Below are 12,371 nucleotides of genomic sequence, written 5' to 3'. Positions count from 1 at the left end.
GATTCCCCTTTTGCGATCAGGCACTTTCACTGGCTTGCGCCACGAACAACACCACCTGCCACGGGCTGCTGGCCTGGGCCGATGCCGGTGCCACGATGTGCAGCGGCAATTGCCCGTCGAACCATTGCCCGCTGGCGGCCACCACGAACAAACGGGTGTCGTCGCCGACGCTGTAGGCCACCTGTTCGTTGCGGCTCATGGCCTGGTGGGGCAAACCGCTCATGCGTTGCCGGCTCAGCAGCGGAACGTGGCGCGCCGACGCGATGATCGCCCCGCGCAACCAGTCGGCCGCGGCCTGCTCGCTGGCACCGTTGGGCATGCGCAGGCCGATCACCAGGCGTTGATCCGGCTGGTCGTCCGGCAACTGGATCGAGAAGACCTGCTCGTTGCGCTCGAAGGCCAGGCTGCGATAGCCGGCACGGACCAGTTCCAGGGTGGTTTCCAGCCAATCCAGCAACGGCTCGTAGCCATGCTGCAACTCGAGAAAATCCAACGGTGCGAAGGCCGGGACGCCCGCCAGCGGATCGAGGGCCGACCAGCTCCCGGCCAGCCCCAGCAGCAAACCGTAGAGTGCCTGGGGCGTCGCCACGCGGGTGTTCAGCGCCCCTTCGACTTCCGGCAAGCGCGCCCACAAGGCGGTCAATTGCCGGCGAATCTCCATGGCATCGTCCTGGTTGCCGGCCGCCTGGGCCTGACGCAAGCGACCGGCGAGGAACATGCACTTTTCCCGGGCCCGGGCACACACCCCGGCGACCCGCCGGCCGAGGACCGATTCCGGCAACAGGACCGGCGTTGGTGGCGTGTAGGGCACGCGCCAGAAGCCACCGCCCTCCTTGCGGATGCGCAGCAACGGCAGGCAGATCGAATCGGCCTTGCTCAGTTGCGTGCACAACCTCGGGTTGGGTCGCCAGACAGTGATCGATTCGGGAAACTCACCGCTGGTGAGGTCCGGCAACGCCTCGCCAACCACCGACTGCAAACGGCCCTTGAGCGGCAGCAGTTGCCCGGCGCGCCACAGTGGGCTGACGGCCAGGTACACGGTCACGGTGGCGTCGGCGGTCTTGTCGATGGCCTCGGTGATGTCCAGTTCCAGCGTCGGCCCGACGCCAGCCTGCAGGTTGACCGGCAAGCCGTCCGGCAAGGTCCCTTGCAATTGCAGCAGCCGTACCTGGCCGGCGCTGAGGGCCGACGGGTCGACCTCCAACTGGCTGACGCCCCAGAACCAAGGGTTGCAGGCCCCGGCGAAATGCGCAGCCAAGGCCTCGGCACGCAGCCCCTGCAATTGAAAATGCTGGGGCAGCAATTGCATGCCCTCATGCCAGCACACCGCGTCAGGTAACAGACTCATACGACTCCCTTCGACATCCCAATGTCGCCGCCCATGGCGGCCCGCGGTTTACTCAAGGCTGACGGTCATCACGCTGGCCATCGTTGACGAGGGTCATCTCGCGACTGTCGAACTTCAGCCAGGCCTTGCGCTGATCGTCCAGCCGAAGCCGGTGGGCTCCGGGAGTGTTATAGCTGGCGAAGACCAAAAGTCCAGCGGCGCGCCGGCCCTCCAATGGGAAGGGTTGGCGGTCGATGAATTGCCCCGGGACCAGCTCCAGCCCCCACACCGACATGAGTTGACGATAGTCGCGCTGGAACTGTTCGCGCTCGGCGAACCATTGGCTGGCGGTGATGCCCGACAGTTGCTTGAGCAGGTCCGGGTCGTTCACCGCGATGAAATCCACCGCGATCGGCGTGTCGTCATTGGCCCGGGGCGCGACGTCCAGGGTCAGGGTGTCCAGGTCGACACTGGGGGCAAAAAGCGAGCAACCGGTGAGTGCCAGGCTCAAAAAAAATCCATAAAAAAACCCACGCAAAATGAATCTTCCTTTTCTCAGCGGTCAAAAATTGTTTTTGCTTGCTTTTTTATAGACCTGTTCTAGCGTCTTGGGTAGTTCGACCCACGCGGTTGAATGGACCAGGTTCGTCAAGGGAATGACAGGTTTTCTGCCGCCCATTTGCAACCTGCGGATCAGCAAGGGAATGCGATGAGCGGGACTCCCGATGCATTGCTCCCACACATGCATCGGAGTCGGCCGCCATGGCAGAAAGTACCCAGCACAAGCTCGACAGAGTCCGTCCTCCCCGCGTCCAGATCACCTATGACGTGGAAATCGGCAACGCCATCGAGAAAAAAGAATTGCCACTGGTGGTCGGCATTCTGGCCGACCTCTCGGGCAAGCCGTTGGACCCGCTGCCCAAGCTCAATGAGCGGCGCTTCACGGAAATCGACCGGGACAATTTCAACGAGGTGCTCGCCTCCATCTCCCCCCGCGCCACGCTGCAGGTGAACAACACCCTCAGCGGCGACGACAGCAAGCTCAACATCGAGCTCAACTTCCGGCACATCGACGACTTCGACCCGGTCAAGGTCGTGGAGCAGGTCACGCCGTTGCGTCGGTTGTTCGAGGCGCGCCAACGCCTGCGGGATCTGTTGACCAAGCTCGACGGCAACGATGACCTGGACAAATTGCTGCGTGACGTGATCGCCAACACCGAGGGCCTGCAGGAGATCAAGTCGGCGCGGCCCCAGGACGCGACGCAGGAGCTGCCGACCGTCGCCGCCAACGATGACCCTGCCCCGGCCGAACCACAGGCCTGATCGCGCGCATCATTCAAGGGAGATAACGCCATGCCTGCTTCATCCAGCGCTCAAACCAGCGAGAGCACGACCCAGACCCTGTCCCTGCTGGACAAGATCATCGCCGAAGGCCGCATGGCCCACGACGACAGCCAGCAAGACTACGCCCGCGACATGCTGGCCGAATTCGCCACCCAGGTCCTCGACGAAGGCATGGCCATCGACAAGGACACAGTGGCGATGATCAACGATCGCATCAGCCAGATCGACGAGTTGATCAGCGCCCAGCTCAACGAAGTGCTGCACCACCCCGACCTGCAGAAACTCGAAGCCTCCTGGCGCGGCCTGCACTTGCTGGTGCAAAACACCGAAACCAGCACCCGGCTGAAATTGCGCCTGCTCAACGTCACTCAGAAAGAACTGCAGAACGACCTGGAAAAAGCCGTCGAATTCGACCAGAGCGCGCTGTTCAAGAAAATCTACGAAGAAGAATACGGGACCTTTGGCGGGCATCCGTTCAGCCTGCTGGTAGGTGACTACACCTTTGGCCGGCATCCCCAGGACATCGGCCTGCTGGAAAAACTCTCGAACGTCGCCGCCGCTGCGCACGCCCCGTTCATCGCCGCCGCCAGCCCGCGGTTGTTCGACATGACCAGCTTCACCGAACTGGCGATCCCCCGGGACCTGTCGAAGATTTTCGAGAGCCAGGAACTGATCAAATGGCGCGCCTTCCGGGAAAGCGAAGACTCGCGCTACGTGTCCCTGGTGTTGCCGCACTTCCTGCTGCGCCTGCCCTACGGCCCGGACACGCTGCCGGTGGAAGGCATCAACTACGTCGAAGACGTCAATGGCACCGACCACAGCAAGTACCTGTGGGGCAATGCCGCCTGGACGCTGGCGCAACGCATCACCGAAGCCTTCGCCAAATATGGCTGGTGCGCGGCGATTCGCGGGGCCGAAGGCGGTGGCGCGGTCGAAGGCCTGCCGGCCCATACCTTCCGCACCAGCTCCGGGGACCTGTCGCTCAAATGCCCGACCGAAGTGGCGATCACCGACCGCCGTGAAAAAGAACTCAACGACCTGGGCTTCATCTCCCTGTGCCACAAGAAAAACAGCGACGTGGCAGTGTTCTTCGGCGGCCAGACCACCAACAAGGCCAAGGTCTACAACACCAACGAGGCCAATGCCAACGCGCGGATCTCGGCGATGTTGCCGTATGTACTCGCGGCTTCGCGTTTTGCCCATTACCTGAAGGTGATCATGCGCGACAAGGTCGGCAGTTTCATGACCCGCGACAACGTACAGACCTACCTCAACAACTGGATTGCCGACTACGTGCTGATCAATGACAACGCGCCACAAGAGATCAAGGCGCAGTACCCATTGCGCGAAGCCCGGGTGGATGTGACGGAGGTGGCCGGCAAGCCCGGCGCCTACAAGGCCACGGTGTTCCTGCGGCCGCACTTCCAACTGGAGGAGTTGACCGCCTCGATCCGCCTGGTGGCGACCCTGCCGCCGCCGGTAGCTGCCTGACCGCTGCGTGGCTTGTGGCTATGTGGCTATGTGGCTATGTGGCTATGTGGCTATGTGGCTAGGGAGCTTGCTCCCGCTGGGGCGCGAAACGGCCCTGTTTTTTAGGACTGCTGCGCAGCCCAGCGGGAGCAAGCTCCCTCGCCACAGGTTCAGCGTTCGTCTTTAACGGATCGGTATCGGGTAACACCCCACTCGACTTCAGGAGTTCCACACAATGGATGCAATCATTCTCGACCTCGGCGGCGACATCAAGGGCGACAGCCTGCTGGAGGGGTTCACGGACAAGATCGAGGTCATGTCCTACAGCCATAACGTGGCAATGCAGGTCACCAACGACGTCAGCAACTCGGAGCGCACCTCCGGCCGGCCCCACATCGGCGAATTCACCCTGACCAAGTTCGTCGACAGCTCCACCCCCACTCTCAATGAGTATTGCTGCGCCGGCAAGCCAATCCCGCAAGCCGTCATCACCATCGGCCGCAACGCCGCCGAAGGCAGCGGTAAACTCATGCCCTTCATCATCTACACCCTGACCAACGTCGTGCTATCCAACGTCAGTGTCAGTGGCGGCACCGGCGGCAAACCGGTGGAAACCCTGTCGCTGAACTTCACCAAGATCAAATGGGAGCTCACCGCACAGAAAGACGACGGTACCAAGGAAGGCACGGCGGGCACGACCTGGGACCTGGCCGCCAACAAAATGACCAAGTAAGGCAGCCGCGCCCATGGCTGGCTTCGGGCTGCGCCCACCCCTGTTCGAACGCCTGGCCAGCCCGGCGGACGACACCGGGCGGGCGTTCGACCGACAGGCGTTGCAAGACTCGGTGCATGCCGAACTGTCGCGCCTGTTCAATACCCGACGCGGTCCGCGGGCGCTGACCGATCCACCGAGCATCCTCGACTACGGCATCGCCGACTGGACCGCGCTGCAACAGCAGCGCAGCGATGACCGGCGCCAACTGACCCGGGAAATCCGCCAGGCCATCACCCACTTCGAACCTCGCCTGCGTCTGGGCGAGGTCCAGGTCTGCCCAGTGCCGGGCCATCCGCAGCAACTGTGCATACGGCTGTCGGGCGAGCTGCGCGGCGACCTGCACGCCTGGCCCGTGGCCTTTGTCATCGAGCCCGCCGGCGACGGCCTGGAGGTACGCCATGAGCGACTCGATTGACCCACAACTGCTGGACTATTACCAACGGGAGCTGACCTGGTTGCGTCACGCCGGGAGCCTGTTCGCCGAGCGTTATCCCAAGGTCGCCCGGCGCCTGGAGCTGTCCCCCGGCGAATGCCCCGACCCCCATGTCGAGCGCCTGCTGGAAGGGTTCGCGCTGCTGGCCGCGCGCTTGCAACGGCGGCTGGACGACGACTACGCCGAATTCAGCGATGCCCTGCTCGAACAACTTTACCCGTTGGCCATGCGGCCCTTGCCGTCGTGTGCCATCGTGCAGTTCGAGCCCGACCCGAGCAAAGGCAACTTGAACGAGGGCTACCCGCTGCCCCGCGACACACCGCTGTTCGTCACCACCGACACAGGCCAGAGCATTCATTTTCGCACCACGGCCGCCGTGCATCTGTGGCCAGTCCACGTCAGCGAAGCGCTGCTGCTGGGCAGCGATGAAACCCAGGCGCTGACCGGGGTGGTCCAGGCCCGTTCGGCCTTGCGCCTGGAATTGCGATGCCTGGGGGAAAGCCAGTGGTCGACGCTGGGAATCGACTCGCTGCGGGTGCACCTGGCGGCGTCACCGATGATCAACGCCGGGCTGTACGATTTGCTGGGTGCCCACGCCATCAAGGTCCTGGCCGGCGCGCCGGGCAGCGTGCCGGAGCCGTTGGCCGGCTTGCCGCAGATCGTCGGCTTCGCCAGCGACCAGGTCTTGTTGCCGGACGAGGACGGCGTGCACCCTGGCATGCGCCTGCTGGCCGAGTACTTTGCCTTCCCGGATAAATTCGGTTTCTTCGACCTGCCCCTGGCCGGCGCCACCAGCGACAGCCAGGCCTTGTATCTGTACATCGTGTTCGACCGGGCACCCGGCAGTCGCCTGCCGCTCCAGGCCAGCGACATCGCCCTCGGCTGTACGCCGGTGATCAACCTGTTCCCCCGCACGTCCGAGCCGCTGCGCCCGGATGGCACCCGTAGCGAGTACCGGTTGGTGGCCGACAGTCACCGGGAAAACAGCGTCGAGATCCACAGCATCCGGGGCATGCGCGCCATCTCCGGCCAGGGCGTGCGCAAAGTGCCGGCCTACTACGGCAGCCAGCATGGCAGCGACCAAACCTGCTACTGGCATGCGCGCCGGGTCAGCGGCATGAGCCCGAACCGGCTGGGCACCGACTTGATGGTCAGCCTGGTGGACACCCGGTTCGACCCGCTGGCCGACACCCGCGACTACAGCCTCACCGCCGAACTGCTGTGCACCAATCGCCACCTGGCCCAAAGCCTGCCGGCCGGTACGCCGCTGGGTTTCGAGCGCCCGGGACCGGTGGCCTGGGCGCGCCTGCGCAACCCACCCAGCCCGCAAAGCCTGCCGCGCCTGGACGGTGAATCGCGCTGGCGGCTGGTGTCGCAATTGACCCTCAACCATCTGTCACTGGTCGAAGGCCCCCAGGCACTGGACGCACTGCGTGAGATTCTCGAATTGCACAACCTGCGGGACGAAGCCAGCGCCCACCGACAGATCGAAGGGGTCGCCGGACTGGGCTGCGAGCGCGTCATCGCCCATGTCGGCGAAGACGCCTGGCGCGGCTGGCGCAACGGCCTGGAGGTGCGCCTGCACCTGGATCCGCAACACTTTGTCGGCAGCAGCGCCGTGCTCTTCTCCGGCGTGCTGGCGCAGTTCTTTTCCCTTTACGCCACCGCCAACCGCTTCGTACGCACGGTGCTGGTCCAGTCCGACAAGGAGGTGAAGACATGGCAACCCCAAGCCGGCAAACCCCTGGTGCTCTGAACCTGAGCGAACGACTGCGACGCGATCCGCAACGCTTCGAATGGCTCCAGGCGCTGTTATTACTCGAACGCGAACACCCCCAGGCCGAGCCCCTGGGCAGCGGCACCGCGCCGCACGCCGAAGCCTTGCGCCTGCGCGGGCCATTGACGCCGCTGTTCGCCGCCAGTGAAGTCGAGAGCCTGGACCACGAAGTCGGCTTGCCGCCCACTTTGACCACACCGATCTTCGGCCTCGGTGGCCCGGACGGCCCGCTGCCTTACGCCTACCAGGAATGGCTGCAACAGCGAGCGCGGGCGAAGGATCACGCCCCGGCGGAATTCCTCGACCTGTTCCAGCATCGCCTGCTCAGCCTGCTTTACAAGGTGATGCGCAAACATCGCATCGCCCTCGGTTTCACCGCCCCAGGCGCGTCCGCCGTACACGCGCAACTGCGAGCGTTGACCGGCCTGCTGCCCAAGGCCTTGCAGGAGCGTCAGGCCGCCCCCGACTCGGCGGTCCTGGCCTGCACCGCGCTGTACGCCGATGGCCGGCGCTCCCTGGACGGGTTCGCGGCGATTGTTCGCGAGCAGTTCGGCTTACCCGTGGAACTGAGTGCCTACGAAGGCGGCTGGCGTGAAATCCCGCCGGCCAGTCGCAGCCGCCTGCAACCGGGCGGGCGCAACCTGCGCCTGGGCCGCAACGCGGTGGCCGGCACCCGGGTCTGGGACGAACATGCCGGCGTGCGCCTGACCCTCGGCCCGCTGAGCACGGCCCAGGCCAGCGGATTGCTGCCCACCGGCGAAACCCATCCGCTGCTCGCCAGCCTTTACGCCCTGTATTTCGGCCCTGACCTGGACTGCACCCTGGTGCTGCTGGTCCGCGGTGCCGGCCCGCTGCAACTGAGTCGCCAGGCAGCGCCACGGTTGAACTGGAACGCTGGCCTGCAACGCCAGCCAAGCCTGGCCGTGCAACGGATAGAAACCCGCCTTCGCCAGCCGGAGATCGCCTGAAATGGAACTGGCCAGCCTGATCGGACGCCTCAACCCGGACAACCGCCGCGCCCTGGAACGGGCCGCGCAACGCTGCATGCAGCGCAGCCACCACTACGTGGAAATCGAACACCTGCTGTTGGAGTTGCTCGATATCGAGGGCGGTGACTTCGCCTGCCTGCTGCCGCGTTTCGGCCTGGAACGTGACGCGGTGGCGGCGGAAACCAACAAGGCCCTGGACCTGTTCAAATCCGGCAGCACCCGCACCCCCGCCCTGTCGGCGCAAACCATCGGCCTGCTGGAAGACGCCGTGGTCCAGGCCAGTGTGCTGGGCCTGGACAGCATCCGCTCCGGGCTGTTGCTGCTGGCACTGCTGGACCGTGATGAGCGCCGCAGCCTGCTGCTCAACAGCGCCTCGTCGTTGCTGCGCATTCCCCGCGACGCCCTGCGCGCCCATCTATTGGAATGGACCGAAAGCTCCCGTGAGCATGTCGCTGGCGTGCGCCCGGCCAAGCCCGGCGAGGCGCCACAGAAACAGGACCCGGTGCTGGACCAGTACACCCAGGACCTGACCGCCGACGCCCGGAACGGTCGCATCGACCCCATCGTCGGCCGCGACGGCGAAATCCGTCAGTGCATCGACATCCTGCTCAGGCGCCGGCAGAACAACCCGATCCTGGTGGGCGCGCCGGGTGTCGGCAAGACCGCTGTGGTGGAAGGCCTGGCCCTGCGGATCGCCGCCGGGGATGTGCCGCCATCGCTGCAGGAAGTCACCCTGCGCGTCCTCGACCTGGGTCTGTTACAGGCCGGCGCCGGGGTCAAGGGCGAATTCGAACAACGCCTCAAGGGCGTGATCGATGCGGTACGCAGCGCCGAAAAACCGATCATCCTGTTCATTGACGAAGCCCACACGCTGATCGGCGCCGGCGGTGCGGAAGGCGGCAGCGATGCGGCCAATCTGCTCAAGCCGGCCCTGGCCCGGGGCGAATTGCGCACCCTGGCCGCCACCACCTGGCTGGAATACAAAAAATACTTCGAGAAAGACCCGGCCCTGGCCCGCCGCTTCCAATTGGTGCAGGTCGAAGAACCGGACGAACTCACCGCCGTGGAAATGCTCCGCGGCGTGGCGAGCAAACTGGAACAGCACCACGGCGTGCAAGTGTTGGACGCCGCCATCCACGAGGCGGTGAAACTGTCCCACCGCTACATCTCCGGGCGGCAGTTGCCGGACAAAGCCATCAGCGTGCTCGACACCGCCTGCGCCCGGGTCGCCCTCGGCCAACACGACGTGCCGCCGCCGCTGGAAAGCCTGCGCCACCGGCAGAACAGCCTCAAGGATGAAGTCGAACGCCTGCGCCGCGAACAGGCCACCGGCCTGGATCACCGCGAGCGCATCACCCTGCTGGAGGGCGAATCGACCAGCAATGTGCAGGCCATCCGTGAGCTGGAAACCCGCTGGGGCGAAGAGCGCGAAGCCGTACGCGAACTGCTCGACACCCGGCGCGAACTGCTGGCCCTGAGCGAACGGGCCGACAGTGAAAAAGCCGACACCGAGGTCGATAACCGCATCGACCACCTGGCCGCCGAACTGCTGCGCCTGGAAGCCGGCCTCGATGCCATTCGCCAGGACGATCCGCTGGTGCCCGAACAGGTGGACAGCAAGACCGTCGCCGCGGTGATCGCTGGCTGGACCGGCATCCCGGTCGGCAAGATGCTCGCCGACGAAGCCCACGCCGTGCGCACCCTCGGCCAGCGCATGGGCCAGCGGGTCATGGGCCAGGGCACGGCGTTGAACACCATCGCCCAACGCCTGCAAGCCTACCGCGCCGGCCTTACCGACCCACAGAAACCGGTCGGCGTGTTCCTGCTGGTGGGCCCCACCGGCGTGGGCAAGACCGAAACCGCCTACGCCTTGGCCGATGCCTTGTACGGCGGTGAACGCAACCTGATCAGCATCAACCTCTCGGAGTACCAGGAAGCCCACACCGTCAGCCAACTCAAAGGCGCCCCGCCCGGCTACGTCGGCTACGGCAGCGGCGGCGTGCTCACCGAAGCGGTGCGGCGCAAACCCTATTCCGTGGTGTTGCTGGATGAAATCGAAAAGGCCCACCCGGACGTGCTCGAAGCCTTCTACAACGTCTTCGACAAAGGCCTGATGGAAGACGGCACCGGCCTGGTGGTGGACTTCAAGAACACCGTGATGCTCGCCACCAGCAATGTCGGCGCCGAACTGCTGCTGGACACGCCGGTGGCGCAACTGGGCACCGACGCCTTCAACGAAGCCTTGCACAAGGTGCTGCTGCAAGCGTTCCGTCCGGCGTTTCTGGCGCGCATGACGGTGGTGGCGTACCGGCCGCTGGATGAGGCGACGCTGGAAGGGATTGTGTTGGCGAAGCTGGAGAAATTGCGCGGGCGCTACAAGGCGGCGACGGGCAAGCAGTTCGAGTTCGATGCGGGAATCGTCAAGGCTGTGTTGGCCAAATGCAGCGCGGCGGGGGCACGGGATGTCGAGAATGTGTTGATGACACAGGTGACAGGGAAACTCGCGGAGTGGGTGTTGGAATGAAATATAGAATAGCCATCGAGAACGCCTTGAGAGCTTGGGACGGTATCTGGCTTCACTGGAATAAGAGCGACGCCAGTAAAGCTGCTGCCATGATTCTTCGCCGAATAATGGGGGAGGATCAATACGATGACCAACTCAAAGCGGCAGTGGACTGGTTTTTGGGAAAAACTCAGGTGCCTTTCTCCTATATGGTTGCTTTCGATGCGTTAAAAACAAGCTCCGCACTTTATGCACTATTGGACGCACAAGTGGGTGCCAGCGATGTCGAACCGGCAAACCTGAAACCGGTCGTTCAGCCATCAAGCGCCCCTCTCCAACGTCGCCCTGTCAGGAGGCAGCAAACACCAATCACCATCGCTGGATCATCCTTGGCGGTAGCTTCTTCATCCGCCCCCAAAAAGTCCAATATCGTCGTGCAATTGATGAGATATCAGGATACGTGGAAAGCGATAAAAATCACCGACATCCCCACCGGCACACATGGTCGCTATGAACATACTGCCGATGACTCCACCACCACCATGCAAAAAGGATCGGCCGCAGCAGTCATCAAGATGCAACTCGGTATCAAAACCAATGCCCTGGAAGCCCCAGCTTACTGGATAGAATTGGGGCGTATGGTATTCAAGTCAAAAAAAGGACGCTGTTTCAGTTGTGCTGGAGCTGCGCTTTTTACATTGACCAATGATGAGTATTTCGACACCTACGAAATTGCCGTCATGGGCAATAAGAAATTTGACCATTATTTTGTATGCATCGGCAGCACTCTCGGAGAAATAGAGGCGGGGCTCGGTACTGCCGTCGATATCTGGCAAGCAAATCTGGCAAACACTCCGGATGTGTTTGCCAAATCCCCAGCCAAGGATTTCATGTACTGGAAAGGTGCGAAAATAATCTGCAGCATTCCTCGCGACCAGCGTCAATCTCTTCGTCACTTTGCGCGCGAACGAGAAGAAATCGAACACTCATGACAACCGAATACATCGAACATAAGACCTCGGTTCTTTTACTGGTACGGTCAGTGTAAAGAGCCGCGTATCTGATCTCTCCAAGCGATCGACTCAGGAACACTTATCATGCCCCGATACTCGCTACTGCAAAGTGAAGATCTGTCATGCGGTGCGGCTGCATCAGCTGTTGCAGAGGCGGAGTTCAATCAAGCCGGCGCCCCGGGTACGCCCGAGGAAATGGCAATTTTTGCGTCTGTCAGCCGCGACTTCAATCAATTGGACGTCAGCGCTCCAGCCAAGATTGCCCGTTATTTCAAAAACGCCGGCTTTCGCGCAAGCGTGATCGAATCACCTTATCGTACGGCTATTCTTATATTGGGATCACCCGCAGTGTTCGCACCCGAATGGGCAAAGTACTCCATGGAGTTGTGGAGTCCGACCAACTGGGTTACCCGCTGGCCCAGAGGGGTACGCGAACGAGACTTCGACAACAATGCCCGTTTGATCATGTTGGTCGCGGTCCCGGGTGGCATGCATTATTTATTGGCCCGCCGTGATGCCGGTCAGTATTACGTCATGGACCCGGCCTACGACATGGACGTCGCCGTACCCGAATTCAGTTCATGGGCAGGGCTTCACTGGGCCGACGGTAACTCCTGGAACCCGCTGGCAACGATCACCACAGGCCCCCCCCATGGCGGGCGCACCAATCAGTATCTGGGGATCAGCATCTGGGTCAATACTGCCAACTCCCCTTACGTGTGGTACTGACGCCAACCCGC

Annotated in this window: 11 protein-coding genes; 9 read left to right on the top strand and 2 right to left on the bottom strand. The window is 63.1% G+C overall.

Going from position 1 to position 12,371, the window contains the following annotated elements; genetic code table 11:
* Nucleotides 1-16: 16 nt before the first annotated feature.
* Both tssK and J4E63_RS20300 read right to left on the bottom strand, forming a co-directional pair.
* Entirely contained in the window at nt 17-1,348 is a 1,332-nt protein-coding gene (gene tssK / locus J4E63_RS20305) for a type VI secretion system baseplate subunit TssK (protein WP_192261431.1), read from the bottom strand.
* 52 nt (nt 1,349-1,400) lie between these two features.
* Complete coding sequence (locus tag J4E63_RS20300; RefSeq protein ID WP_207283136.1) at nt 1,401-1,865, bottom strand: type VI secretion protein; 465 nt, start codon at nt 1,863-1,865, stop codon at nt 1,401-1,403.
* Between the two features lie 224 nt (nt 1,866-2,089).
* Between J4E63_RS20300 and tssB the strand changes: the two genes are divergently transcribed.
* The 9 genes from tssB to J4E63_RS20255 all read left to right on the top strand — a co-directional run bounded on the left by tssB (nt 2,090) and on the right by J4E63_RS20255 (nt 12,360).
* A complete protein-coding gene (gene tssB / locus J4E63_RS20295; protein WP_060741947.1) occupies nt 2,090-2,650 on the top strand; it encodes a type VI secretion system contractile sheath small subunit in 561 nt (186 codons plus the stop codon).
* Nucleotides 2,651-2,680: 30 nt separating this feature from the next.
* Nucleotides 2,681-4,162 carry a type VI secretion system contractile sheath large subunit gene (tssC, locus tag J4E63_RS20290; protein WP_060741946.1) on the top strand — a complete coding sequence of 494 codons (1,482 nt, stop codon included), beginning with the start codon at nt 2,681-2,683 and terminating at the stop codon, nt 4,160-4,162.
* Between the two features lie 214 nt (nt 4,163-4,376).
* Nucleotides 4,377-4,874 (top strand): Hcp family type VI secretion system effector, encoded by a 498-nt coding sequence (locus J4E63_RS20285; protein WP_046063980.1) that lies wholly within the window; start codon nt 4,377-4,379, stop codon nt 4,872-4,874.
* Nucleotides 4,875-4,887: 13 nt separating this feature from the next.
* Nucleotides 4,888-5,331, top strand: coding sequence for a type VI secretion system baseplate subunit TssE (gene tssE, locus J4E63_RS20280; RefSeq protein ID WP_060741945.1), 444 nt, complete (start codon nt 4,888-4,890; stop codon nt 5,329-5,331).
* On the top strand, nt 5,315-7,105 hold the full coding sequence (gene tssF, locus J4E63_RS20275) for a type VI secretion system baseplate subunit TssF (protein ID WP_207283135.1): 1,791 nt from the start codon (nt 5,315-5,317) through the stop codon (nt 7,103-7,105). Before tssE ends, tssF begins: the two co-directional genes overlap by 17 nt.
* Nucleotides 7,069-8,094, top strand: a complete 1,026-nt coding sequence (gene tssG / locus J4E63_RS20270; RefSeq protein WP_207283134.1) for a type VI secretion system baseplate subunit TssG — start codon at nt 7,069-7,071, stop codon at nt 8,092-8,094. Before tssF ends, tssG begins: the two co-directional genes overlap by 37 nt.
* Before the next feature lies 1 nt (nt 8,095).
* Nucleotides 8,096-10,639 carry a type VI secretion system ATPase TssH gene (tssH, locus tag J4E63_RS20265; protein ID WP_207283133.1) on the top strand — a complete coding sequence of 848 codons (2,544 nt, stop codon included), beginning with the start codon at nt 8,096-8,098 and terminating at the stop codon, nt 10,637-10,639.
* Nucleotides 10,636-11,610, top strand: a complete 975-nt coding sequence (locus J4E63_RS20260) for a hypothetical protein (protein ID WP_207283132.1) — start codon at nt 10,636-10,638, stop codon at nt 11,608-11,610. Before tssH ends, J4E63_RS20260 begins: the two co-directional genes overlap by 4 nt.
* A gap of 105 nt (nt 11,611-11,715) precedes the next feature.
* On the top strand, nt 11,716-12,360 hold the full coding sequence (locus tag J4E63_RS20255) for a hypothetical protein (protein ID WP_207283131.1): 645 nt from the start codon (nt 11,716-11,718) through the stop codon (nt 12,358-12,360).
* Nucleotides 12,361-12,371 lie beyond the last annotated feature (11 nt).

This window comes from Pseudomonas sp. FW300-N2F2 (assembly GCF_017351655.1).
GTDB lineage: Bacteria > Pseudomonadota > Gammaproteobacteria > Pseudomonadales > Pseudomonadaceae > Aquipseudomonas > Aquipseudomonas fluorescens_AA.
Note: the sequence above shows the minus strand (reverse complement) of the source record. Positions and strands in the feature narration are given on the sequence as shown.

Excerpts from the sequence above, each read along its gene's own strand:
- tssC (WP_060741946.1), top strand. The coding sequence starts at position 2,681 with ATGCCTGCTTCATCCAGCGCTCAAACCAGCGAGAGCACGACCCAGACC.
- J4E63_RS20255 (WP_207283131.1), top strand. The coding sequence starts at position 11,716 with ATGCCCCGATACTCGCTACTGCAAAGTGAAGATCTGTCATGCGGTGCG.
- tssH (WP_207283133.1), top strand. The coding sequence starts at position 8,096 with ATGGAACTGGCCAGCCTGATCGGACGCCTCAACCCGGACAACCGCCGC.
- tssK (WP_192261431.1), bottom strand. The coding sequence starts at position 1,348 with ATGAGTCTGTTACCTGACGCGGTGTGCTGGCATGAGGGCATGCAATTG.
- tssG (WP_207283134.1), top strand. The coding sequence starts at position 7,069 with ATGGCAACCCCAAGCCGGCAAACCCCTGGTGCTCTGAACCTGAGCGAA.
- J4E63_RS20260 (WP_207283132.1), top strand. The coding sequence starts at position 10,636 with ATGAAATATAGAATAGCCATCGAGAACGCCTTGAGAGCTTGGGACGGT.
- tssF (WP_207283135.1), top strand. The coding sequence starts at position 5,315 with ATGAGCGACTCGATTGACCCACAACTGCTGGACTATTACCAACGGGAG.
- J4E63_RS20285 (WP_046063980.1), top strand. The coding sequence starts at position 4,377 with ATGGATGCAATCATTCTCGACCTCGGCGGCGACATCAAGGGCGACAGC.
- tssB (WP_060741947.1), top strand. The coding sequence starts at position 2,090 with ATGGCAGAAAGTACCCAGCACAAGCTCGACAGAGTCCGTCCTCCCCGC.
- tssE (WP_060741945.1), top strand. The coding sequence starts at position 4,888 with ATGGCTGGCTTCGGGCTGCGCCCACCCCTGTTCGAACGCCTGGCCAGC.